This window comes from Rhodococcus sp. DK176, assembly GCF_038447315.2.
Lineage (GTDB): Bacteria > Actinomycetota > Actinomycetes > Mycobacteriales > Mycobacteriaceae > Rhodococcus_F > Rhodococcus_F jostii_A.
Genome location: NZ_CP118321.2, coordinates 6,129,498 through 6,153,570 on the forward strand (window position 1 = coordinate 6,129,498; position 24,073 = coordinate 6,153,570).

At 68.9% G+C, this 24,073-nt stretch carries 24 protein-coding genes; 11 read left to right on the plus strand and 13 right to left on the minus strand.

Annotated elements, in window-relative coordinates; all coding sequences use genetic code 11:
* Positions 1–68: 68 nt before the first annotated feature.
* Both PSR88_RS28465 and PSR88_RS28470 read right to left on the minus strand, forming a co-directional pair.
* A complete protein-coding gene (locus PSR88_RS28465; protein WP_016883508.1) occupies positions 69–1,754 on the minus strand; it encodes an amidohydrolase in 1,686 nt (561 codons plus the stop codon).
* Positions 1,754–3,172 (minus strand): APC family permease, encoded by a 1,419-nt coding sequence (locus PSR88_RS28470; RefSeq protein WP_016883507.1) that lies wholly within the window; start codon positions 3,170–3,172, stop codon positions 1,754–1,756. The genes PSR88_RS28465 and PSR88_RS28470 overlap by 1 nt, the downstream gene beginning before the upstream one ends.
* A gap of 103 nt (positions 3,173–3,275) precedes the next feature.
* Between PSR88_RS28470 and PSR88_RS28475 the strand changes: the two genes are divergently transcribed.
* Complete coding sequence (locus PSR88_RS28475) at positions 3,276–3,899, plus strand: TetR/AcrR family transcriptional regulator (protein ID WP_009478863.1); 624 nt, start codon at positions 3,276–3,278, stop codon at positions 3,897–3,899.
* Positions 3,900–3,908: 9 nt separating this feature from the next.
* Here PSR88_RS28475 and PSR88_RS28480 read toward each other — a convergent pair whose 3' ends face one another.
* Positions 3,909–5,558 (minus strand): amidohydrolase, encoded by a 1,650-nt coding sequence (locus PSR88_RS28480; protein ID WP_016883506.1) that lies wholly within the window; start codon positions 5,556–5,558, stop codon positions 3,909–3,911.
* A gap of 17 nt (positions 5,559–5,575) precedes the next feature.
* Entirely contained in the window at positions 5,576–6,814 is a 1,239-nt protein-coding gene (locus PSR88_RS28485) for an MFS transporter (protein ID WP_011597758.1), read from the minus strand.
* Positions 6,815–7,102: 288 nt separating this feature from the next.
* Here PSR88_RS28485 and PSR88_RS28490 point away from each other — a divergent pair, with 288 nt between their 5' ends.
* Positions 7,103–8,629, plus strand: a complete 1,527-nt coding sequence (locus tag PSR88_RS28490; RefSeq protein WP_011597759.1) for a PucR family transcriptional regulator — start codon at positions 7,103–7,105, stop codon at positions 8,627–8,629.
* Positions 8,630–8,653: 24 nt separating this feature from the next.
* Here PSR88_RS28490 and PSR88_RS28495 read toward each other — a convergent pair whose 3' ends face one another.
* The 5 genes from PSR88_RS28495 to PSR88_RS28515 all read right to left on the minus strand — a co-directional run bounded on the left by PSR88_RS28495 (position 8,654) and on the right by PSR88_RS28515 (position 15,972).
* On the minus strand, positions 8,654–10,015 hold the full coding sequence (locus tag PSR88_RS28495; RefSeq protein ID WP_011597760.1) for a flavin monoamine oxidase family protein: 1,362 nt from the start codon (positions 10,013–10,015) through the stop codon (positions 8,654–8,656).
* Positions 10,016–10,066: 51 nt separating this feature from the next.
* Positions 10,067–13,249, minus strand: coding sequence for an NAD-glutamate dehydrogenase domain-containing protein (locus PSR88_RS28500; protein ID WP_011597761.1), 3,183 nt, complete (start codon positions 13,247–13,249; stop codon positions 10,067–10,069).
* Between the two features lie 149 nt (positions 13,250–13,398).
* Complete coding sequence (locus PSR88_RS28505; RefSeq protein ID WP_016883505.1) at positions 13,399–14,562, minus strand: MFS transporter; 1,164 nt, start codon at positions 14,560–14,562, stop codon at positions 13,399–13,401.
* A 1-nt stretch (position 14,563) separates the two neighbouring features.
* Complete coding sequence (locus PSR88_RS28510; protein ID WP_009478870.1) at positions 14,564–15,028, minus strand: hypothetical protein; 465 nt, start codon at positions 15,026–15,028, stop codon at positions 14,564–14,566.
* 14 nt (positions 15,029–15,042) lie between these two features.
* A complete protein-coding gene (locus tag PSR88_RS28515; protein WP_011597763.1) occupies positions 15,043–15,972 on the minus strand; it encodes an AEC family transporter in 930 nt (309 codons plus the stop codon).
* 141 nt (positions 15,973–16,113) lie between these two features.
* On the opposite strand from PSR88_RS28515, the gene PSR88_RS28520 reads away from it, so the two are divergent.
* From PSR88_RS28520 to PSR88_RS28530, 3 genes are all read left to right on the plus strand, one after another.
* Positions 16,114–17,166 carry a serine hydrolase domain-containing protein gene (locus PSR88_RS28520; RefSeq protein WP_016883503.1) on the plus strand — a complete coding sequence of 351 codons (1,053 nt, stop codon included), beginning with the start codon at positions 16,114–16,116 and terminating at the stop codon, positions 17,164–17,166.
* An 80-nt stretch (positions 17,167–17,246) separates the two neighbouring features.
* Positions 17,247–17,636, plus strand: a complete 390-nt coding sequence (locus tag PSR88_RS28525) for a DUF6153 family protein (protein ID WP_237724128.1) — start codon at positions 17,247–17,249, stop codon at positions 17,634–17,636.
* A gap of 70 nt (positions 17,637–17,706) precedes the next feature.
* Positions 17,707–18,300, plus strand: a complete 594-nt coding sequence (locus tag PSR88_RS28530) for a DUF305 domain-containing protein (RefSeq protein WP_016883501.1) — start codon at positions 17,707–17,709, stop codon at positions 18,298–18,300.
* A gap of 61 nt (positions 18,301–18,361) precedes the next feature.
* On the opposite strand, the gene rpsR is transcribed toward PSR88_RS28530, so the two are convergent.
* The 4 genes from rpsR to rpmB are packed head-to-tail and all read right to left on the minus strand — an operon-like array spanning position 18,362 to position 19,347.
* Entirely contained in the window at positions 18,362–18,616 is a 255-nt protein-coding gene (rpsR, locus tag PSR88_RS28535; RefSeq protein ID WP_009478875.1) for a 30S ribosomal protein S18, read from the minus strand.
* A 9-nt stretch (positions 18,617–18,625) separates the two neighbouring features.
* Positions 18,626–18,931 (minus strand): 30S ribosomal protein S14, encoded by a 306-nt coding sequence (gene rpsN / locus PSR88_RS28540; protein ID WP_016883500.1) that lies wholly within the window; start codon positions 18,929–18,931, stop codon positions 18,626–18,628.
* A gap of 12 nt (positions 18,932–18,943) precedes the next feature.
* Positions 18,944–19,111 (minus strand): 50S ribosomal protein L33, encoded by a 168-nt coding sequence (rpmG, locus tag PSR88_RS28545; RefSeq protein ID WP_005238642.1) that lies wholly within the window; start codon positions 19,109–19,111, stop codon positions 18,944–18,946.
* Complete coding sequence (rpmB, locus tag PSR88_RS28550; RefSeq protein WP_009478877.1) at positions 19,111–19,347, minus strand: 50S ribosomal protein L28; 237 nt, start codon at positions 19,345–19,347, stop codon at positions 19,111–19,113. Before rpmB ends, rpmG begins: the two co-directional genes overlap by 1 nt.
* 98 nt (positions 19,348–19,445) lie before the next feature.
* Here rpmB and mrf point away from each other — a divergent pair, with 98 nt between their 5' ends.
* The 6 genes from mrf (at position 19,446) to PSR88_RS28580 (ending at position 24,060) form a co-directional block, all read left to right on the plus strand.
* Positions 19,446–20,711, plus strand: coding sequence for a ribosome hibernation factor-recruiting GTPase MRF (mrf, locus tag PSR88_RS28555; protein WP_051004181.1), 1,266 nt, complete (start codon positions 19,446–19,448; stop codon positions 20,709–20,711).
* Positions 20,708–20,962 carry a type B 50S ribosomal protein L31 gene (locus PSR88_RS28560; protein WP_011597770.1) on the plus strand — a complete coding sequence of 85 codons (255 nt, stop codon included), beginning with the start codon at positions 20,708–20,710 and terminating at the stop codon, positions 20,960–20,962. Before mrf ends, PSR88_RS28560 begins: the two co-directional genes overlap by 4 nt.
* Before the next feature lie 61 nt (positions 20,963–21,023).
* The gene (rpmF, locus tag PSR88_RS28565; protein WP_009478880.1) at positions 21,024–21,197 is read left to right on the plus strand and encodes a 50S ribosomal protein L32; all 174 of its coding nucleotides are present in this window, start codon (positions 21,024–21,026) and stop codon (positions 21,195–21,197) included.
* 24 nt (positions 21,198–21,221) lie between these two features.
* Positions 21,222–21,830, plus strand: a complete 609-nt coding sequence (locus tag PSR88_RS28570; protein WP_009478881.1) for a trimeric intracellular cation channel family protein — start codon at positions 21,222–21,224, stop codon at positions 21,828–21,830.
* Positions 21,831–21,898: 68 nt separating this feature from the next.
* The gene (locus PSR88_RS28575; RefSeq protein WP_005238656.1) at positions 21,899–22,585 is read left to right on the plus strand and encodes a response regulator transcription factor; all 687 of its coding nucleotides are present in this window, start codon (positions 21,899–21,901) and stop codon (positions 22,583–22,585) included.
* Complete coding sequence (locus tag PSR88_RS28580; RefSeq protein ID WP_016883498.1) at positions 22,585–24,060, plus strand: sensor histidine kinase; 1,476 nt, start codon at positions 22,585–22,587, stop codon at positions 24,058–24,060. The genes PSR88_RS28575 and PSR88_RS28580 overlap by 1 nt, the downstream gene beginning before the upstream one ends.
* Positions 24,061–24,073: the final 13 nt, after the last annotated feature.

Consider the following 24,073-nt stretch of genomic DNA (forward strand, 5'->3'; position numbering starts at 1 on the left):
AGCCGAGGGCAGCTGACAAAATGGTGAAAGACGCGCCCCCCGCCGCGCCGAGTTGTCCAATCCGAAAGTCACCCGTGCGAGCAGGTGTGCGCGGCCGCGCCGGAGCCGGCGAACGGCACGTCCGCACCGGCGCTCGCGGAGTCGGCGTCGGCGTCGGCGTCGTGCACGATCGCGCCGCCGACGAGGGTGAGGTCGGCCCGCTGGTCCAGCAGTTGCCCGGGTTCGAGCGCGTAGAGGTCCGCCGACCAGACGACCAGGTCGGCGCTGGCACCCGGACGGATCACTCCGAGCTCGTCCTCGGCGTGCCACGCCCACGCGCCGCCCCGGGTGTACGCCCGCAACGCCGAATCCAGGTCCATCCGCTCGCGCGGAGTCCAGTCGGTGCGGCCGTCCAGGCCCGAGCGGGTCAGGGCCGAGTACAGGCCGACGAGCGGATCCATCTCCCCGACCTGCCAGTCGCTGGAGAACGCCAGCGCCGCCCCCGACTCGGCGAGCGAACGGAACCGCCACGCCCGGTCCCACCGGTCCTCACCGACGTTCTCCATCCACGTTCCCGCGACGAGGTCGGGAGAGCAGTGCCGCGGCTGCATCGCCGCGACGACGCCGAGTTCCCGGAACCGGGGAAGGTCCTCGGGGTGGAGGCATTCGACGTGGACGATGCCGTGCCGTCGGTCGGCCGTCCCGTTCACGCGGCCGGCGTGCTCGATCGAGTCGAGCGCCAGCCGGATACCCCAGTCGCCGGTCGCGTGGGTGTGCGTCTGGAAGCCGAGGCGGTCGAGTTCGGTGAGCATCGCGGTGAACTCGTGCGGCGGAAGGCTGGGCGCGCCGCGGTGCCCCGGCCGGTTCGCGTAGTCGGACAGCATGGCGGCGGTGTGCGGTTCGATCACGTCGTCGGCGTACAGCTTCACCGGCCCGAGCCGCAGCATGTCGTCGACGGGTGCGCTGTCGACGGCCTCCCGCAGGTCCCGGCGAAACTCGGCGTCGGCGCCGACGGGGTGGAACAGGGCGGTGATCACCCGCGAGTTCATCCGTCCCTCGGCTCGGGCCCGATACATCAGATCGAGTTCGGCCAGCGGGACCTGTGGTTCGACGACGGTGGTGATGCCGCTCGCGGTCGCCATCTCCAAGCTGGACGTGATGCGGCGATAGCGGCGGTCGGGGGAGTACATCGGGATGTCGCGTTGGAGACCGGCCAGACCGGCCCGCGTCATCGCGCTGGTATAGAAATCCGTGACCCAGCCGGTGGGTACGCCGGTGTCGTCGAATTCTGGCCGCCCCCAGGGAATCTGGGTGCCGCGGTCGATTCCGAGGACCCGCAGTGCGGCGTCGTTCAGCCACACCGAGTGCTGGTCGTAGGTGGTGATGAAGACCGGACGATCCGTGAGGCCGCGCAGGTCGGCGGCGTTCGGTCGCCGCCCGGTCACCACGGAGTAGACGGCGTTCTCGGCGCAGATCCAGTCGAGGTCGGGGCGGGCGGCCGCGTGCGTGCCGATCCGTCGCCGGACCTCGGTGAGGTCGTGTGCGCCTTCGAGGCTCACGGCGTCGGGATCGAATCCGAGGAGCAGGTGGTTGTGGCTGTCGATGATGCCGGGGGTGAGCAGCCTGCCTCGCAGGTCGATGGTGCGCCGGGCGGCGGGTGCGTCCTCGGTGGTTCCGACGTACCGGATCCGGCCGTCCGCGATGCCGACGGCCTCGGCCCGGCCGGTGGTGTCGAACGTGCGCACGACGCCGTTGGTCAGAAGTAGGTCGAGCATCAGCAGTTCTCCTCGGGTGCAGCGTTCAGCAACAGCAGGTGGGTGTGCTTGCGCGGTCGCAGGTACAGGGCGAAGTAGACGAAACCGGCGGCGACGAGTCCGAGGGAGATGCCCAGGCTGAGCCACTGCTCCGGGTCGAGCAGCATGACGACGAAGACGAGGCCGAGTGCGGCGATGCAGATTCCCGGGGCCAGCGGCCACAACGGCATCCGGTAGCCGGTTCGGGTGGCTCCGCCGCGGCGGTGGTTGATCGCGGCCAGCGCGATGAACAGGTACGTGAACGTCAGGGTCGACCCGGTGGCGGTGAGCAGGACGTCCAGCGGGACGAAGCACGCGGCGAACGCGATGGTGCCCATCACGACGGTGGCGAGGACGGGGACGCGGCCCTTGGTGCTGACGGTCTGCAACGGCGCGGCGACGGTCTCGGGGAGAGCGCGATCGCGAGCTGCGGCGTAGAGGAGCCTGCCCGCCTGCAGCGTGATCGCGATGATCGCGTTGATCACGGCGAGGGCGATCGAGAGCAGGACCACCATGGCGACGGCGTGACCGGCGCGTTCGGTGAGGAATGCCTCGACGGGAAGGCTGGAACCGAAGAGTTCGGTCTGCGAGCGGGCGCCCACCAGGATCGCGATGAGCGGGACGAGTTCGGTGGCGACGGTGATGACGGCGCTCCAGATCACTGCTTTCGCGATCGAGCGGGCGGCGTTCTTGGTCTCCTCGGCGAAGTACACGGCGCCGCCGTATCCGTTGTACGCGAAGATCCCCTGGGTGACGGCCAGCATCAGTCCGGAGATCGCCAGCGGCGCGAGGTTGCCGGTGCTCGGATCGAGGACCTCCGGGCTGAGAAGGCTGGTGAGTGGCCGTTCCATGTGGACGAAACCGAGGACGGTGAGCAGCGCCAGCGCCGCCATCTCGACGCCCAGGAAGACGCCGGTGAGCCATGCGTTCGTGCGGATGTCGAAACACGCGGTCACGGTGGTGATCACGACCACGACGAGCGCGGTCTGCTGCGGGGACAGGCCGTGGATCGCGACGCCCAGGTAGTCGGCGACCCCGAGGGCGAAGACGGCGATGATCAGCGGCAGGGAGATGAGGCTGATGAAGAATGTGGCGACGCCGAAGGCCGGTCCGAGTGCCCGCGACACGAGCGAGTAGTCGCCGCCGGCAACGGGATACGCGGAGGCGAGTTCGGCGTAGCAGAAGGCGATGAGAATGCTCACGATGCCGGCGATGAGGAACGCCCAGAACACGCCGGTGCCGAACAGGGCGAGCGCCGAGCCGCCGAGGATGAAGACGCTCGACGCCGGGGAGATCGACGACAGGGTGATCAGGATGTTTCCGCCGACGCCGATGCTCCGGGAGAGCGAGGCCTCGTAGGTGCGGGGAGTGGCGGTGGGTGGCCGGGCGGTCTGGTCCATGAGCTGTCCGTTCGGGGAGGGGGAGGGCCGGAAATAGTTTTTTGACAGGTCCGTCAAACAACTGGGCCGAGTGTCACAGATCACGTCGGCTAGTGTCAACGGCATGGCGCGACCGAACACTCAGAAGCAGCGGCGTTCCGAACTCATCGAGGCGACGCTCCAGGCGGGATCCGCGCACGGGCTCAGGTCGCTGTCCCTGACCGATGTCGCGAAGCGCGCGGGCCTGACGCGCGGCGCGCTGCTCTACTACTTCGACGATCTGGATTCGCTTCTCGTCGAGGCGCACCGGGCCGGCACCGAGCGCTACTGCGATCTGCGCGACGAGGCGGTGGCCGCGCAGTCGTCGTACGCCGCCAAGCTGCGGACGGCCATCGACGCCGGGCTGCCGAGTGGTCCCGACGACACCCTGATGCGGTTGCTCTACGAATTCGACTTCATGACAGGCACTTCGGCGCTGCACGACGAACTGGTCCAAAAGATGTATCTGCGGCAGCTCGCGACGTACCGCGCCATCCTCGGCGACGGGCACGCGGCGGGGGAGTTCGCCGTGCGCGGCGACATCGACCAGGCGGCAATGAATCTGGTGGCCCTCGAGGATGCGTACGGTTTGCACATCGTCGGCGGAAACAGCCTCATCACCGTCGATGCCGCGCGCACGGCCATGCTGGGGTTCTGTGAACAGATCGGCTGCGGCGTCACGGAAGACGCCGCAGCCGAACGGGACTGACCGGGTCGGCTACACCGGGTGGCTGCCTGCCACCTCCGCTTCGTGGCACACGGAGCCGGCCACCACGGTCAGCTGCACCCGCGCTGTGAGGAGGGAATCGGCGCCCGCGGTGAACGGATCCCCGTCGAGGACCACGAAATCGGCGGCCTTGCCCGCCACCAGTTGACCGGTGAGATCGTCCCAGCGGCACGAGTAGGCGGCGTCGCGGGTGGCGTGCGCGAGCGCGTCCGCCATCGGCAGTGCGTACTCGGGCAGGTTCGGTGCGAGCGCCGGATCGATCGCGGACTTACGCGTCGTCGCGATGTACATGTTGGGCAGCGGGGGATGCGGCGCCGTGGGGGCGTCGGACCCCAGCGCGAGGACGGCGCCCGCGGCGGTCATCTCGGGCCACGGGAACGCCCGCTCGACCCGATGGTCGCCCAGCATCGCCCGCCAGTTGTCCTGGATCGCCGGATCGGCATGGACCGGCTGCATCGACGCGACGACCCCGAGGCGCGCAAGGCGCTCCACATTGTCCTTCGTGATCGTCTCCAGGTGCTCCATCCGGTGCCGGCGCGGGCGAACCCCGTTGGCGGCGATCGCCTGTTCGAGCGCGGCGAGCGCGATCTCCGACGCCTCGTCGCCGATCGCGTGCAGCGCCACCTGGAGGCCGGCGGCATCCGCCGCGACGACCACCGGTGCCAGCGAGGCGAGGTCCCAGATCGGTTCGGCATTGGTGCCGTCCGAGTACGGTTCCTTCATCGCCGCGGTGCAGCTGTCGATGACGCCGTCGATGATGATCTTGATCCCGGCGATCCGCAGCCACGGACCCTGCAGTCGCCTGTGGTGCTCCACCGCCTCGTGCACCTGGCGGACGTTCTCCTCGTCCGAATCGGTTCGTTCGATCAGCCAGTGGCCGGCCACCCGGAGCGGGAGCGTGCCCCCGCCTGCGGCCAGTGCGCGTTCGAGCGCCTCGACCTCGTCCGCGCCGAGCGCCATGTCGACCGCCCCGGTGACGCCGTCCGCGAGATACTGCTCGAACGCGGCCGCGAGGGCGACGTCCCGCTCGGTGTCGCTGACCAACTTCGCGAGGGCGGGCCACACGATCTGGGTCACCGCCGTCTCGTAGAGCATGCCGGTGGCCTCACCGGTGACGGGATCACGCTCGATCCGGCCGCCGATCGGGTCGGGAGTGTCTGCGTCGATGCCGAGTTCGCGGAGCGCGGCCGTGTTCACCCACGCCGAGTGCACATCGTTGGAATCGAGGTACACGGGACGGTCGGCCTCGGCCGCGTCGATCATCTGCCGCGTCGGCGGGTGTCCGTCGAGTGCCGAAAACAGCCAGCTGCGTCCCAGGAGCCGGGGTGCGTCCGGGCTCTCGGCGGCGAATCGGCGGATGCGGTCCTGGATGTCGTTCAGATCGGCGGCGCTCTGCAGGTCCAGCTTCTGGAGGGCCTGGCCCATCATCAGCAGGTGGGTGTGGGCGTCGATGAAGCCGGGCAGGACGAAGGCCCCGCCGAGTTCGACGACGCGGGCGTCGCCGGACAGCGTGTCGGCGGTCGCGGTGTCGCCGACGTACGTGAGGCGATCGCCCTGGACGATCATCGACTCGGCCCAGGCGGGTTCGGCGGCGGTGAAGATCCGGCCGCCGCGGTAGTGGGTCGTCGTGTCGGTGTTCATGGTGTTCTCTCTTTCCGTCAGACGACGACCGAGGTGGTGTACCGGGCAGTGGGATCCTGTCCGGGTGCCGCGGAGGCGCGCTCGGTGCGCGTCGACAGGCGGGCGATCGACACGATCGGCACCAGCAGGACGAGGCTGATGCCCGCGAGGACGACGCCGAACGCGACGTAGCCGACTGCGCCGGTCACGAGGGTGCCGAAGAGCGGGGCGAACGCGGACCCCACCAGATACGTTCCGAGGAGCGGGGCGGACCAGCGGCCGGACGAGTCCAGCGCGGCCGCGATGGCGACCACGTAGATGAAGGCCGCGGCGTACACCGTGTTCCAGGCGATGATGAGCACCAGATACGTCGTCGAATCGGTGGCCAGGCACGAGCCCAGTTTGAGGGCGGCGCCGAGCACGAGGAGGACGGCGGTGGGGACGGTGCGGCCGAGGCGTGACCCGAGCGCCGTGAGGACGAGGGCGGCGCCGATGCCGCCCGCGGTGGAGAGGCTCAGGGCCAGGCCCATCTGCTGTTCCGTCAGGGCTGCGTGTTCGGCGCCCATGATGCCGGACACCGCCCACAGCGAGTCCTCGCCGATCGCCCAGACGGCGAAGAGTACGAGCAGGGTGAAGCCGGCGACGGCCAGTTTCTTCTCGGTGACGCCCTCGGGCAACGGGGTTCGGGTGTGCGCGGTGCTCGCCGAGTCGTCCACGACGGCGGGGGCGGACGGCAGCCAGGTGATCGTGAACACCGTCGCCAGCGCCAGCACCGCGACGATCCCGAAGGCATTGGTCATGTGCAGGCCGAGGATCGGGATCAGTGCCAGTACCCCGGTGACCGCGGTGCGGTTGACGAGCCCGTTGATCCCGGACACCCGGTTCGGATTGTTCAGCGCGGCCAGGGCCGCCCCGCCGACCGCGACCGCGCCACCGGCACCGATCCCGCCGACGATGATCGCGACGCACGCGATCGGCGCCGAGTGGACGGTGGCGGCGACGGCGAATCCCGCGGCCATCACGACGAGGCTGACGCGGCCGAGCAGGTGGCGCGAGCGCCCCGCCGCCCACCGGGTGGTCGCGAGACAGACGAGTGCGGTGGCCAGTAGGGAGCCGGTGAGGACGGCGCCGGCGACGGTCTGGGTGATGCCGAGATCGTCGACCATCGCGATGATCATGAGCGGGATCAGATTGGCCGTGATGTAGCCGACGACGAAGACGCTGAACGTGGCGATACCGCGGCCGAGTGTCAGTGGGACGCGGACTGCGGCGGTCACGTGGGGTTCCTGGGGTGGGTCAACGACAACTCCGTGTCTCGGGTGGCGGCCCGCGTGAGACGTGGGTCACTTAGCGAATGGGATTCGTTAAGTATGCGGAGGGCGCGTCCCGTACGCAAGGGGTCAAACGAACTCAATTCGTTAATGTGGGGTTTCGGCGTCGCCCGAGGGTCTACGTCTGACACAATGGAGTAGTCGTCCGTGCTCCGCTGGCCAACTTGTCCAGCGCTATCCCGATCCCGACCGGTCAGGGTGGCACGGACCCGACCGCAATGCGCAGGAGCCGACATGACCGTTCCCGTTCGCTGGATGTTGTCCCAGCCGGACCTGGCTCTCGAATTGAAGGGTGGCGCCGCCGGTCTCGGCAACGAGATCACGTTCGCCCACACCACCGAACTGCAGGACCCCTTCCGGTGGCTCTCCGGCGGAGAACTGCTCCTCACCACCGGAATCCGGCTACCGTTGACCGCCGCCGACCGGGCCCGATACCTGCGCGGTCTCGGTGAAGCCGGGGTGGCGGCGGTCGGGTTCGGCACCGGTCTCTCACATCCGGAGGTGCCCGAGGACCTGGTCGCGGTCGCCGACGAGATCGGGCTGCCGCTGCTCGAGGTGCCGTTGCCGACACCGTTCGCAGCCGTGGTCAAGCGGGTCATGAACCGACTCGCGGAGCAGGAGTACGAGGCGGTGCTGCGCGCGTCCCGGGCGCAGCCGCGGATGACCCGCGCCGTCATCCAGGGCGGCACCGGTGCCACTGTGCGCGAGCTGGCCGTCGCCACGTCGGCCACCGTCCTGCTCCTCGACCTGTCCGGCCGGGTGCTGGAGTCGCATCCGGCGCAGCCCGCGGAGGACGTACTCGGGGAACTGCGGGAAGTGCTGGAGGCGGGCACCGGCGGCGCGTCGAGCAGCGTGTCGCTGGCACGGTCGGGCGCGTCGATCACGGTGCAGCAGATCAGCGTCGGCAGCACACCACACGGACACCTCGCCGTGATCAGCCCCACCGCGCTCAGCCACGTCGACCAGATCCTGCTCGGTCACGCGAACTCGTTGCTCGCCTTGGATTTCGAGAAGCCGGTGCGACTCCGGACCGCACAGAACCGGCTCAATTCGCACGCCCTCGGCCTGCTGCTCACCGAGGACCGCGACCTCGCGCCCGCCTGGTCGCAGATTCGGCACGCCGCGGACGCCGACGGGATGGTCCGCGGACTCACGGTCGTGGCCGAGACGCCGGCACTCGCGGAACGGGTGGAGTCGGCGGTCGCGGTCGCGATGAACAAGGCCGGGCGGCAACTCTTCTCGCGCCGCCACGATACGCGGGTCACCGTTCTGCTGCGGGGCACCGACGACGTGGACTTCGCGCGGGCGATGCTGCGCGGACTGTCCGCGCCGGCGCGGAAGGCGATCCGTGCCGGGCTGAGCGGGAAGCGGGAGGTCGCCGGTCTGGTGGCGGCGATCGAGCAGTCCCAGCTCGCCGCGTCGGCCGCCGAGGCGGGAGCCGAGCCGTTGGAGTTCGCGGCGCTCACCGGCAGCGCGCTGCTCGCCTTCAGCTCGACGCGGGAGGTGCTGAACTCGCTGGCGGACACGATGATCGCGCCGATCGACGAGTACGACCGCACCAACGGCACGGAACTGCTGGGATCGCTGCGGGCGTTCCTCGAGGCGAACGGGCACTGGGAGTCGGCGGCCGCGGCGATGGGCGTGCACCGGCACACCCTGCGCAGCCGCATGTCGCGGATCGAGTCGTTGATCGACTGCCGGCTGGACGTGGCGCGGGTGCGCGCCGAACTGCTGCTCGCGATCATCGCCCGGCAGTCGTGACTGCCGGGCGATGATCGGACGGGACTACTTGCCGAGGCGGGCGACGATGTCCGCGGCGGTGCGCTGACCCATCCGCACGGCGCCGTCCACGTGCTGGTAGCCCTCGGCGGCGATGTCCGAGCAGGAGAAGTGGAACGGTCCGACCGGCGTCCGCGTGTCCTTCCCGTACCGGTGCAGACCACCGAGGTCGAAGCTCGCGGCGTACGCGCCCCGGGTCCATTCCTCCGAGCCCCAGTCGGACTCGTAGTAGACGACCGGCTCGGCGGCCTTCGGTCCGAGGTAGCGGGCGAGCGAACCGAGGATGGTGGCGCGGCGCTCCTCTTCGCTCAGTTCGAACATCGCGTCGGCCTTCTCGTCCGACACGAACGCGACGAGGGTTCCCCGGGTGTCCTCGTGGTTGGTGTTGTCGTACACCTCCTGGACGACCTCGGACGCGCCGAATCCGGTGCCTGCGAGACCGTCCTCACGCCAGAACGGGGTCTCGTACACGGCGTGCACCTTGATGACCAGTCCCAGCGACTGGTGCTGGTGCATCTGGTGCTGGCGGCGCGGCAGCGGCGGGTCGTAGGAGATGCGGGAGTACAGGTTCGGCGGGACGGCGAGCACGACGCGAGACGCCTCCACACGAATGTCCCCGTCCGCCAGCACGACTGCGCCGTTCTCGCTCCACTGGACGGTGCGCACGGGCGCGTTCAGGAAGACGTCGTCGCCGAGCGCGGCGGCCATCCGGATCGACACCTGCTGCATGCCGCCGATGACGCGCTTGTCGAGGATGAAGTCCTCGTCCACCAGGTGTGAGAACGATCCGGCGGACGCGGCCATGAGCACCGCCTGCAGCGCCGAGAACGAGTGAGCGGGCTTGGTCAGCATGCCGCCTGCGATGAACAGGCCGATGTTGTCGCGGGCTTCGGCGTCGTCGGACTGCTCGATCAGCCAGTGCTTGAACGAGATCGTGTCCAGTTCGCGGGCCAGCGGGTGCGCCCAGGGCTCCTCGGCCCCGACCTGCGCGGCCAGGTCGTCGAGGATCTGGATCAGCCGGTCCATCTCCTTGCGGGTCGTCTCGTCGACGGGGAAGGATTCGCCGGTGTAGCGGGTGCGCTCGCCGGAGGCGGAGATGTAGACGGACTCACCCTCGCGGTACCGGTCGAACGTCTCGAGTCCGAGTTCGTCGAGCAGCGAGATGAGCACCGTCTGGTCGGGGGAGACCCACTGGCCGCCGATCTCCAGCATCGCGCCATCGATGGTGTCGGTCCAGGTCCGACCTCCCACGCGGTCGCGCGCCTCCAGGACCGCGACGGACAGCCCCGCCTTGCGCAGCGCGGTGGCTGCGGCCAGGCCGGACGGGCCGGCGCCGACGATGGCGACATCACGTTGGAGAGTAGGCACTTTCGAGCTCCTTTGGTTGAAGTGCTGACGGATTCGTGAAATGTGGTTCGATTAGCAGCGGGTGAGCGCGAGCGACAGTTCGGCATCGATGACGCAGATGCTCGAGTTGTCCACGCGGTCGTGGCTCCGCAGTTCGCCCAGCATCTGGGCCAAGCGGTCCGCGGCGGTGGTGTGTTCGGCCAGCCAGCCGGCGACGGCGTCGGCGGCGGACGTCGCGGGCGAGGCGTCGCGCAGTACCAGTCCGATCAGGCCGTGCCAGTGCTCCTGCAGGTTGTCGACGAGGACGGCACCCGCCATCGCCTCCCAGTAGGCGGTCCCGGTCTCGCCGACGGAGAACCGTTCCGACAGCCAGTCGAGGCCCACCACACGACCGAATTCGCGATACGTCTCGGCGACCTGGGTGATCGGCAGGTCGAGCGACTGCGCGGTGGTCTCCAGGGCGAAGCCCTGCGCCAGGATCCGCAGCGTGCCCAGGTCCTGGGCGGGCGCACCGGTGAGGCGCGGCAGTGCCGCCGCGAGTTCCTGAACCGGCTTCGCGAACCGCTCGATGAGCTGCTGCGCATCCGTGCCCGCGGTGCGATGCCGCAGCAACCACGACGTGGTGCGTTCGATCAGGTCCTGGATGCCGAAGTGCAGGTTCAGCCGGGTCCGGTGGGACGCGCCGGGCAAGGTGAGGACCTCGTTCCACAGGCGGTCGATGTCGAACACCTGCCGCACCACCGCGTACGCGACGGTGATCTCGGGGGTGCCGACGCCGAGCCGCTCCTCGAGGCGGTGGATCAGGCCGGGGCCGACACGGTCGATCATGTCGCCGGCCACGATCACGGCCACGATCTCCCGGGCGAGCCGGTGACCGCTGATCTGCTGGGGGACGCGTTCGCGGATGGACGCCGGGAAGTAGTCGGCGAGAACACCGTCGAACACGGCGTCGTCGAGCACGGGGGAGGCGAGCAGTTCGGTGACGACGAGATTCTTCGACTGTGCGAGCAGAACAGCGATCTCCGGCCGGACCAGTCCCTGGCCCGCGCGGTGCCGGGCGGACAGTTCCGCCGCCGATGGCAGCACCTCCGCGGCGCGGCTGATCCCGGCGTCGCGCTCGAGGTTCTCGATCAGCCGCTCGTGGCGTCCGAGCAGGAACGGTGCGTGGACTTCGGCGAGGCTGATGGCGAGGGTCTGGGAGGCGGCGTCGGCGAGCACCGATTCGCCGATCTCGTCCTGGACGCGGGCGAGCAGCGTGTTCCGTTCCTCGGCGGGGAGTTCGCCCGCCGCCACGGCCGCGTCCAGCGCGACCTTCAGGTTCACTTCCCGATCCGACGTGGCGACGCCGGTGGCGTTGTCGATGAAGTCGGCGTTGATCCGGCCGCCGTTCAGCGCGTACTCGATGCGGGCGCGCTGCGTGAGGCCGAGGTTGCCGCCCTCGCCGATCACCGCGGCGCGGACGTCGCTCGCCTCCACCCGGACGGCGTCGTTGGCCGGGTCCGCGGCGTCGGCGTGCCCCTCGGTCGAAGCCTTGACGTACGTGCCGATTCCGCCGTTCCACAGCAGATCCACGTCCGCGGTCAGCAGCGCCTTCACCACCTCGTGCGGGGGGAGTTCGGTGGCGGTGACGCCGAGGCGTTCCCGCACCTGCGGCGACAGCGGGATCTTCTTCGCCGTCCGCGGCCACACGCCGCCGCCCGCCGAGACGAGGCTCCGGTCGTAGTCGTCCCAGCTGCTGCCCGCCACGGAGGCGAGGCGCTCGCGCTCCCGGTAGGACGCCTCGGAATCCGGTTCGGGATCGAGGAAGATGTGCCGGTGGTCGAACGCGCCGACCAGCCGGATGGCGCGGCTGAGCAGCATCCCGTTGCCGAACACGTCGCCGGACATGTCGCCGATGCCGACCACCGTGAACGCGTCGGTGTCGACGTTCTTGCCCATCTCCGCGAAATGCCTGCGGACGGAAACCCATCCGCCGCGCGCCGTGATACCCATCGCCTTGTGGTCGTAGCCGGCGGAGCCACCGGACGCGAACGCGTCGCCGAGCCAGAAGCCGCGACGCGTCGCGATGCTGTTGGCCAGGTCGGAGAACCGGGCCGTGCCCTTGTCGGCGGCCACCACCAGATACGGGTCGGCGTCGTCGTAGATCACCGTGTCGCGGGGGTGGACCACCTCGCCGTCGACGATGTCGTCGGTGACGTCGAGCAGTCCGTCGATGAAACTCGTGTACGCCGCACGGACCGCGTCGGGCGTCGTCTCGGTGCGCACCACGAACGCGCCCTTCGCGCCCATCGGAACGATCAGCGAGTTCTTCACGTGCTGCGTCTTCATCAGACCCAGAACCTCGGTGCGGAAGTCGTCCTTGCGGTCCGACCACCGCAGGCCGCCGCGGGAGACCGGACCGCTGCGAACGTGGCTGCCCTCGACGATCGGCGAATGCACGAAGATCTCGCGGTACGGGGTCACGGCCGCGGACAAGGACAACAGCGACGGGTCGATCTTGAACGCGGCGGGGGCGGCGCTGATCGTGCGGTCGTGCTGGAACCAGTTGGTGCGCAGCACCGCCGACGTGAACGACAGCAGGCCGCGGAGCAGACGGTCCTCGTCCAGCGTCGCGGTGCGGTCGATCGCGTCGAACAGCACGCGCTCCGCGTCCGCGACCGCGCTGTCGCGGTCGGTGCCGGTGACGGCGGGATCGAAACGGGCGGTGAACAGGTCGCGGAAACCGCGCACGAAATCGCTGTGCCGCAACAAGATTGCCACGATGTTGGGTTCCGACAGTCCCAGACCCACCTGGCGGAGGTAGCGGCAGGCCGCCCGGACCAGGACGGCGTCCGTCCACGTCAGGTTCGCCGCGGCGACGAGCCGGGTGAATCCGTCGACCTCCAGATGTCCGGCGGCCGCGGCCTCGAACGCATCGGACAGCAGGCCCGGAGTTTCGGCGTCCCAGGCGAAGTCGCCGGTGCTGAAGTCGAAGCGGTGGACCAGCGGGCTGCCGGGCTCGCCCGCGGGCAGCTGTTCGTGGGACGCGACCCGCAACCCCAGGTCCGCGAACAGCGCGACCAACTCGGCGAGCAACGGGGTGCCCTGCGGCCAGACCATCACGGCGGCCGGCTCGGGCAATGCATCCGCGGTGTCGACGAATCGCAGCCGCGGAGTGGTCCCTCCGGACGCCAGGACCGCGCTCGACACGGCGGCCTCGTCCTGGCGTGGACGGGGTGTGTCGGTCGTGCTCGGAATGACACCGGTATAGCTCATCGTGTGGCTCCTGACCCCTGATCTGGCAAACGCGTGACTTGGGAACCAGTGTGTCGAGAAGAGACGCACGCCACATCCGACGAAGTGGAGCGTCGTGTGGCGACGGACGCGACGTTTCGGAGCTGTGAGTACTTGTTAACCGCGGGCGGTTAACAAGTACTCACGGCTCGCCAGGTGGAGACCGCTGCGGTGCCGAGCAGTCCGCCGGTGATCACGAAGATCGACGACGTACCCGCGACCCCCGCCGCGGCGCCTGCGGCCAGCGGAATCAGTACCTGCCCGAGCCGGTTGCCGGTCAGGCGCAGCGACAACGCGGCGGCCCGGTTGGCGGCGGTGACGAGCCCGGCCACCCACGTCATCGTCAGTGGTTGACCGATGCCCCAGAAAAATCCGGCCACGACGAGGAGCAGGGCCATCCAGACCGGGTGGGGCACGAACGGCAGCAGGGCGGTGGGCAGCGCCGAGCACAGCGTGGCGGAGATCAGCAGCTTCTGCCGCGGCACTCGGGTGAGCAGCCACGGCAGGAACGCGCGCGACACGATCGACGCCGCGGTCCGCGCGGTCAGCAACAGCGACACCAAGAGGACGCTGAAACCGAACTCGTGCCCGAGGACGGGGAGGTACGCGACGACGACGTCGACCGACGCCAGCACGATCAGACTGCTGAACACGGCCGGCCGCATCCCGGTCGTCGAGATCATGCTGAACACGGACTGCCGGTCGCCTTTCGACGGCGACTCCGCCGCTTGCGGGCGTTCGCGTATCGGCCAGGCGAACGGGATCGCGGCCAGCGACACCACACCCATCACCGTCAGCGCCAGAGTGGTTTCGACGACGCCGCCGTCCGAGCTTCCCGCCGCGATCAGTCCGACCAGCGGAACACCGACGGCCTGGCCGATCGAGACGCCGAGCGTCAATCCGGCAAAACCCCGGTCCAGCTGACCGGGCGGGGAGAGGAGCGTGATGAACCCCTGCCCGGCGACGGTCACGAGGATCTGGCCGAACCCCAGGATCACGTTGCCGAGGCCGAGGACGATCAGGTCGTCGCTCACGGCGATCACCAGGACACCGAGCGAGGTCAGCACCACGCCGGTCCGCAGCACCGCGGCAGCGTGCCGCCGGTCCACGGCGCGTCCGATCCGGACCGCGACGAGCAGCGGTGCCAGTGAGAACAGGGCGGTGACGACGCCGATCGTGACGGCGTCGCCGCCGAGCGCGAGGACGCGGTAGGAGACGAGAACGCGGACAGCGTGATAGACGGCCTGGAGGAGAGCAGTGGCAACGCAGACGTTGAGGAACCAGTGCTTCACCACGTCATCCGTTGATCACCTGGCGATTGCCGAGTGGCGCCTGCAACGGGACTTCGAGGGTGCCGAACACGGCGACGAGAATGCACATCTTGTCGGCGGCCTCCGGGAGGGTGCCGGTGCGCAGCGAGATCGTGACGGTGGTGTCGGTCTCGGTGACGGTCGCGTCGGCGCCGTAACACTCCGGGGTCCCGGTGACGAAGTGGATCGCCACCGTGTTGCCGTCCGCGCGGGACCACGACTCGAACGGCGTCGGATTCGCCCGGACGATGTCGGGGCGCGACTCGAAGACGGTGCCGAACTCGCCGCCGGGCACTTCGGAGGGAATCGGCATCCCCGACGACGGATTGGTCGGGCTGGGATCCACTGCGGACGCGATCTCCGGGGGAATCGTCGGTTCGTCGGTGCTCGAACCGGACCCGCATCCGGCGAGGGCGAGGCAGGCCAGCACTGCGAGGGCGATTACGCGCATATGCCACGGTAACCTCATCCCGCGAGCAGGCCGGAGACCAGCGCAATCCCCGGAATCGCGGCCAGAGTGGTGACGAAGGCCGTGTCTCGCGCCAGCACCGTTCCCACCCCGTACCGGCTGGCGTAGACGAAGACGTTCTGGGCCGTCGGCAGTGTCGCCACCACCACGATGGCGAACAGTTCGTGGCCGTCGAGCCCGAGCAGGAAGCGCGCCATCAGGTAGGCCAGCACCGGTTGCACGACGATCTTGAGCACAGACGCCAGCGCGACGTCGCGTCGCGGGCTCGTCCCCTTCTCCAGCACCCGCACCCCGTACAGCGAAATGCCGAACGCGAGCAGCGCGCCCGGCACCGACGCGCCGCCTAGGAGCCGGAACGGCTGCATCAGGGCTTCCGGGGGTGTCCAGCCGAGGAGTGCGATCAGCAGTCCCGCGGCCCCCGCCACGACGATCGGGTTCTTGAACGGCGCGGTGATCGTGTCGAGTCGCGACGCGCCGCGTCGGAGCGTGGTGACGTCGAGGATGGTGAGGGCGATGGGGGAGTACGCGATGATCTGGAACAGCAGCAGCGGCGCCACGAACGACGCGTCCCCCAGCACGAACACGGCGATGGGTATGCCGAGATTCGCGGAGTTCACGTAGGACGCCGACAGGGCGCCGATCGTCAGTTCCGGAAGGGACCTGCGTAGCCACACTCTCGCAATGACCATGTACAGTGCGCCGACCGTCAATGCCGTGACAGCCGCGACGGCCAGAGTGGGCGAGAAGATCACCGAGAGGTCGGACGATGCGAGCGAATCGAACAGCAGCGCCGGTGTGGCGACGAAGAACACCAGCCTGCCCAGGACGGTTTCGCCCTCCGCACCCAGCGTCCCGCGACGGCCGAGCAGGTAGCCGATCGCAATGATCACGAATATGACGGTGAATCCCGCAACAACTCCCGACACGCTGCGGGGCACCTCCTCGACAGGTAAGCCTCCTGTCGGCAAACCTTCCGAAGTCTAGTGCTCGGCGTTCGGGTGGGTGACAATAGCGTCCGGTCGGGGAGATCGTCTGTGCGCGCGTTCCGTCGCGCTCGAGGAGTCGCAATGCTGCGTCGAACGACCGTCCTCTGTGCGCTGTTCTGCGCGTGGACCCTCGCCTGGGGCGCGGCTCCCGTGGCGTCGGCGCTGGCCCCGCCGTCGAGCGGGGATCCGAACCTGATCGCGCTCGCCGGGCAGGTGCTCGGGCGCAGCTACCGCGAGAACGCGAGCGTCGCGTACATCGACGCGTCCGGCGCCCGGTTCGCGAATTTCGGGGCCACCGAGGACACCGACTTCGAGATCGGTTCCGTCACCAAGACATTCACCGCGGAATTGTTCGTCGACGCCGTCGCCCGGGGTGAGGTGCGCGAGGACACGAAGGTCGGAGATTTGTTGCCGTTGCAGGGCGCACCGGTCGGCGACGTGACGCTGCTCGAGCTGGCGTCCCACACGTCCGGGCTGGCGCAGTTCCCGATGAGCACCGACACCGTGGTGGCCGTCGGGCACTGGGTGGTCGCGTCCAACCCGTTCACCTACGACCGGGACACCCTGCTGCAGCAGCTGCAGTCGGCGCCGCTCACGACCCGCGGCACGTACTCGTACTCGACCGTCGGCTTCGCGCTGCTCGGTCAGGCGCTGGCCGCGGCCGCGCACACCGACTACCCGTCGCTGCTCCGCGAGCGCATGCTCGTCCCCCTCGGACTGTCGCAGTCGTGGATGCCGCTCACCGCCGCCGACCTGCCCCCGAATGTCACCCGAGGATTCGACGTCCTGCACCGGTCGCAGGACCCGTGGCCGTTGGATGCCTACGCCCCGGCCGGCGGGTTGCGGTCCACGGCGAACGACATGTCGGCGTACGTCCGTGCACTCCTCGACGGGACGGTCCCCGGCGCCGCGGCCTTGGACCCGCGGTGGATCGGTGACAACTTCCGCGCGCTGACGTGGTCGATCGTCCCGTTCGAAGGTCGCGAGTACACGCTGCACGGTGGCGCGACCGGTGGTTTCCAGTGCACCGTCGTGCTCGACCGCGAGAACGACCGCGGGCTCGTCATCCTCACCGACACCATCGGCGGTCTCGAGCAGCAGGGTCTGGAGATCCTCGCCCACACCCCGATGTGAGTGTTTTCGCGTCCCGGGGCACACATTGTCACTCACCTGCCCAGGTACCCCCGCTGGGTATGTCCGGTTACAGTGGTCGTGTGGAGACGGCAACCGGGCGGACGCGCACAGTCGCGGCGCGTGCCGCGCTGCTGATCGCCGTCGCCGCCGGGGTGCTCCTCATGCACAGCCTGATCGCGCCGACCGCGATCGCCGCGGCGCACGGGCAGCCCTCGGTCACCGCGTCCCACGCCGAAGACCCCCACGGTTGCGGCGGGGACGGCTGCGAGCAACCCCATCTCACCGGACATCAGTGTGCCGGCGTGATCGTGGTGATCGCCGCGCTGACGTCGGTGATGTTGCTGTGGTGGCATTCCGTGGATCCCGCCGCGCGACGGTCGCGGGTGAGCGCCGACCGTGTGCAGTCGGGGCGCGGACCACCACCGTGGACGGTGCTTTCTTTGGCGGAACTCTCGATTCTGCGGGTGTGACAGGGAGCCCGGGGCGCGTGCCCCGGCGGATCCGGCTGTCATTTCCCGAATCGATCTCGAGGAGTTCTTCATGCGCACCACCATCACTGCCCTGATCGCCGCCGCGGCAGGCGCGGCTCTCGTCCTGGCCGGCTGCGGCACCGACTCGGCAGGCACCTCGTCGACGTCCGGCGCCTCGACGTCCGCCGTCGAATCGCAGGCACAGTTCAACGACGCCGACGTCGCGTTCCTGGAAGGCATGTACCCGCATCACGCGCAGGCGGTGGAGATGGCCGACATGGTCGCCGGCCACACCGACAACGCCGACGTGGTCGCTCTGGCCGCCGCGATCAAGGCGGCGCAGCAACCGGAGATGGACCGGATGACCACCTGGCTCCAGCAGTGGGGGCGACCGGTTCCGACGTTCGACATGTCCGGCATGCACGGCATGAACCACGGCGACGGAATGATGTCGGCCGATCAGATGGACGCCCTGACGGCACTGACGGGCACGGAATTCGACCGGCAATGGCTGACCATGATGATCGAGCACCACGAGGGCGCGATCGACATGGCGAACACCGAACTGGCCGACGGTGAGAACCCGGAGGTCAAGCAGATGGCCACCGGCATCGTGACCGCCCAGCAGAAGGAGATCGCCGACATGCAGGCCGAGCTCGGCTGACCGGAATGACGAAAGGCCGCGTAATCCGAGGATTACGCGGCCTTTTCGGTGCCTACGTGAGTTACCGGCTCGTGAAGGGCAGCAGAGCCATCTCGCGAGCGTTCTTGACGGCGACGGCAACCTGACGCTGCTGCTGCGGGGTCAGGCCCGTGACGCGGCGGCTACGGATCTTGCCGCGGTCCGAGATGAACGTGCGGAGGAGGTTGATGTCCTTGTAATCGACGTGCTCGATCTTGGCCGCGAACAACGGGTTCTTCTTGGGCTTGCGGCCCTCGACGGGACGCGGCTTCTTCGACGGTGCTCTCTTGACTGCCATCTGCTTCCTTTACCAGCTCGACTTGTGGACGCCTGGCAGCTCCCCGCGGTGCGCCATCTCGCGAACACGCACGCGAGAGAGCCCGAACTTCCTCAGGTGGCCGCGCGGACGTCCATCCGCAGCGTCTCGATTGCGCAATCGTACCGGACTCGCGTCGCGGGGCAGACGCTGCAGTGCCGCCCGGGCCTCCGCGCGCTCGTCTTCGCTGCTCGACGGACGGCGGATGGTCTCCTTCAGCTCTGTGCGGCGCTCGGCCCAGCGTGCCACGACGATCTTGCGCTGCTCGTTCTTCGCGATCTTCGACTTCGTCGCCATGTCGGGTGTCTTCTACTTCTCTTCTCGGAAATCGACGTGCTTCCGCACGACCGGGTCGTACTTCTTCATCACGAGACGATCGGGGTCGTTGCGGCGGTTCTTGCGGGTCACGTACGTGTATCCGGTGCCTGCCGTCGACTTCAGCTTCACGATCGGGCGGATCTCGTTGCGGGCGGCCATCAGATCTTTCCCCCGCGGGCGCGGATCCGGGCGACGACGGCCTCGATGCCGTCCCGGTCGATGGTCTTGATGCCCTTGGCGGAGAGCGTGAGGGTGACTCGCCTGCCCTCGCTGGGCAGGACGTATGTCTTCTTCTGGATGTTCGGATCCCAGCGCCGGTTGGTGCGCTTGTGGGAGTGCGATACGGACTTGCCGAATCCTGGCTGGCGTCCGGTCACCTGGCAGTGCGCCGACATGGGCGTTCCTCTCTGTCCTCTCGTGGGACCGCCCCGAGAGGGTGATGACAATCATTTTCGACAACAACGAGATTCCAATGTAGCGTTCTGTCCACGTAATGACAATCGTTATCGAAAGGGTGCTCGTGAGTGAGATACTCGACGGCCGGACGCCGCTGATCCTGGTTTCCGGGTGGAACGGCCCCACCGAGGACGCGGCGCGGTCGCTGCTCCGCGACGGCACCGTCGTCGTGCATCACGACCTCGACCTCGTGCACGAAGGCGTCGTGCGCCGGACCGTCACCACGCTGGAGTCGGGGGAGCCACGCGAGCGCCTCGGCATCCTCGAACTGGCGCACGGCTGCATCTCCTGCACGCTGCGCGAGGACCTTCTCCCGCTGCTCCGCCGACTGCACACCCGCGGTTCGGTGCAGCGCATCGTGCTGCACCTCGACCGCCGGCTCGAACCCGAGGCCGTGTGCTGGGCGGTCGAGCACGTGGCGGTGTCCGGCGTGGTGGGGCAGATCGACGGTCCGGCATCGCGGGACGTGCGCGTCGACGGCGTTATCACCTGCCTCGATGCGGGATCGTGGCTGGCCGACGCCACCGGCGACGACGCACTGGACGACGACCGCACCGTCGCACAGGTCGCAGTCGGGCAGGTGGACTTCGCCGACGCCCTGGTGGTGTCGGGCAACGCAGGCGACGGCTGGCAGCAGGCCCGTCTCCACGCCGTCCTGACCCGGCTCGCACCGGGCGCACCGATCGTCTGGGACGGGGACGCGCCCGACGTCGAGCGCCTGCTCCTCGACATCCCGGCCGGCGCGCGGCGGGGTGAGCTGTCCCACGCCCACTCACCGCTGCTGCGCGGGCAGCCGCCGCTGTCCCACGACTGCGGCGTCATGCTCGTCGAGTTCACCGCCACCCGGCCGTTCCATCCGGAACGACTGCACGAGGCCGTCGACGTGCTCCTCGACGGAGTCGTCACGTCTCGCGGCCGCGTGTGGGTCGCGACGCAGCCGGACGAGGCGCTGTGGCTCGAGTCGGCCGGTGGGGGACTGCGGGTGGCCAGTGCCGACCGCTGGCTGGCCGCGATGACCCCGGAAGAACAGGAACAGGTCCCGACTGCACGCCGCGCGATGGCCGCGCTGTGCTGGGACGAGCGCTTCGGCGACCGGCACACGTCGATGGTGGTGCTGGTCCATGCCGCCGACCCCACCGAGATCGACCGCACGTTGCAGTGGGCGCTCGTCACCGACGACGAACTCGCGGACGAGGCGGCCTGGCAGTCGTGGCCAGACCCGTTCGGGCAGTTCCACGAAGACCCCTGCGAGAGCAGCGAATCACCCTATGCAGAACCCGAATCGAGAGAGGGACACGAATGAAGGCGAACATCCATCCCGATTACCACCCGGTGGTGTTCCAGGACGCGAGCACCGGAACGACGTTTCTCACGCGGTCGACGGTGACCAGCGACCGCACCGCCCTGTGGTCGGACGGCAACACCTATCCGCTGGTGGTCGTGGACGTGACCAGCGAGTCGCACCCGTTCTGGACCGGCGCGCAGCGGGTGATGGACACCGCGGGCCGCGTCGAGAAGTTCGAACGCCGCTACGGAGTGCGCAAGCGCCCGTGAGTACTTGTTAACCGCCCGCGGTTAATAAGTACTCACGGGTCGACGAAGGAGGAGACAGAACATGGCAGTACCGAAACGCAGAATGTCGCGATCCAATACGCGCAGCCGGAGATCGCAGTGGAAGGCCCAGGCACCCGACCTCGTCGGGGTGACGGTGGGCGGCGCGACGCATCGCGTGCCGCGCCGGCTGGTGAAGGCCGTGAAGCTGGGATTGGTGGACCCGGCCGGGAAGTGACGCTCCTCGTGCGAACCTTGGCGGGTGCTGCTGTACATCCTGGAACTGGTGGGCATCGCGGTGTTCGCGGCCTCGGGTGCCCTGGTGGGGGTGACGAAGCGCCTCGACATCTTCGGTGTGTGCGTGGTCGGTGTCTTCACCGCTCTCGGCGGCGGCATCGTCCGCGACGTCCTGCTGGGCATCCACCCGCCGACGTCGCTGGGTAGCTGGCCGAACCTCGGCACGTCGTTCGGCATGTCGTTGCTGGTGTTCTTCCTGCATTCGACTGTCGGGCGACTACGCCGGGAGATCCTGGTGCTCGACGCTCTGGGCATGGGCCTGTTCGCGAGCACGGGCGCGGTGATCGCGCTCGACCACGGGGCGAGTCCGCTCGCGTCGTGCCTCATCGGCGGGACGGCGGCGATCGGCGGCGGGATCTTGCGCGACGTGCTGGTGAACGAGGTCCCGTTGCTGCTGCAGCGGGACTTCTATGCGGTGCCGGCGCTGCTCGGTTCGGCGCTGGTGGTCGTGGTGAGCGAGTGGGGTTCGGGCACCGACGTGGCGCTGGTGGTGGGCACGGTGTTCGCGTCGGCGCTGCGGGTGCTGGCGCTGTGGCGGAACTGGGGTCTGCCGGGTCCGCGGGTCCTCGACTGACCGCCGCCAGGGCACTTCGGTGATCCCTTCTCAGACATATCTCAGTTGATCGGGCCAAACTGTCGGGTATGCGCATTTTGGTGGTCGACGACGATCGCGCCGTGAGGGAGTCCTTACGGCGGTCTCTCAGCTTCAACGGGTACTCGGTGGAACTGGCCGTCGACGGTATCGATGCTCTCGAGAAGGTGGCGAACGCGCGCCCCGACGCGCTCGTGCTCGATGTGATGATGCCGCGCCTGGACGGTCTCGAGGTGTGCCGTCGGCTGCGGAGCACCGGCGACGACCTGCCGATTCTCGTCCTCACGGCACGCGACTCCGTGTCGGAGCGGGTGTCGGGTCTGGACGCCGGAGCCGATGACTACCTGCCCAAACCCTTCGCTCTCGAGGAATTGCTGGCCCGGCTGCGCGCATTACTGCGCCGCGCCGCGCCGGAGCCGGGCATCGACTCGGAGAAGATGACGTTCGAGGACCTCACGCTCGACCCGGTCACCCGCGAGGTGACGCGTGGCGAGCGGTCCATCAGCCTCACCCGCACCGAGTTCTCGCTTCTCGAGATGCTGATGGCCAACCCGCGCCGGGTGCTGACCCGCGGCCGCATCCTCGAGGAGGTGTGGGGTTACGACTTCCCGACGTCCGGCAACGCGCTGGAGGTCTACGTCGGGTATCTGCGTCGCAAGACGGAGGCGGACGGAGAGACCCGCCTGTTGCACACCGTCCGCGGAGTCGGCTACGTGCTGCGGGAGACTCCTCCGTGATGGCAGTTCCGTTCCACAAGACCGCCGACAAGTCGGGGGCGAAGTACGACTCGCACCACATTTCCCGGCACCCCACAGGCCCGATTCCGTTACCGCCCGAGATGCGCCCTCCGATGCCGTTGACGCGGTCGGTGTCGTTGCGGTGGCGGGTGACGCTGCTCGCCGCGTCGGTGGTGGCCATCGCGGTGGCCGTGATGGCGATCGCGGCGTACGCCGTGGTGTCGCGGGCTCTGTACGCGGATGTCGACAACCAGTTGCGCACCCGCGCGTCGGCGCTGATCGACAGCAATCTGGTGACGTTCGATCCGCGCTACATCGCGGGCGCGACGCTGTACACGACGGACATCAGTGTGGCGCTGATCTTCCCGGACCTCGACACGTACACGCCGCCGGGGTCGAGTGTTCCCATCGGTGAACCCGAACTGTCCGTGGCCCGCGGCGAGCGCGACACGTCGTTGCGGACGGCGGAGAATCAGCGGGTGCTGGCCGAGCGCACCCAGGACGGCAGCACGCTGGTGATCGCGCAGCGACTGGCGCCGACGGGCGCCGTGCTCGACCGGCTCGCCTGGGTGCTGTTCATCGTCGGCGGGTGCGGGGTGGTCCTCGCGGCCGCCGCCGGAACGACGGTGGGACGCACCGGTCTGCGTCCGATCGCCCGGCTCACCGCCGCCACGGAACGGGTGGCGCGGACCGACGACCTGACGCCCATGCCGGTGACGGGCAACGACGAACTCGCCCGGCTCACCGAAAGTTTCAACACGATGCTGAGGGCGCTCGCGGAATCGCGGGAGCGGCAGAGCAGGCTCGTCGCCGATGCCGGACACGAACTGCGGACGCCGCTCACGTCGTTGCGCACCAACATGGAGTTGCTGATCGCGTCGAGTCGTCCTGGCGCACCGCACATTCCGGACGAGGACATGGCCGAGCTGCGCACCGACGTGGTGGCGCAGATCGAGGAACTCTCGCAGCTGGTGGGCGACCTCGTGGATCTTGCCCGCGAGGACGCACCGGAAACCGTCTTCGAGAGAGTCGATCTCAGCGAAGTGGTGGAACGAAGCCTCGAGCGGGCACGCCGCCGGCGCAACGAGATCGACTTCACCGCCGTCACCGTTCCCTGGTTCGTCTACGGCGACCACGCGGGACTGTCGCGGGCGGTGCTCAACGTGCTCGACAACGCGGCCAAGTGGAGTCCCACCGGTGAGCAGGTGCGCGTGGCGATGAAGCCGGCAGGCGACGGCCTCCTCGAGCTGACGGTCGACGACGCGGGTCCGGGCATTCCGGAGGAGGATCGGGAGCTGGTGTTCGACCGCTTCTACCGGTCGACGGCCTCGCGCTCGATGCCCGGCTCCGGGCTGGGTCTGGCGATCGTCAGGCAGGTGGTGGTCAAGCACGGCGGCACGATCGCCGTCGACGTCTCCGAACGGGGTGGTGCGCTCATCCGGATCGTCCTTCCCGGTGAACCCGAAGCGGAATAGTCTCAGGGTCTCG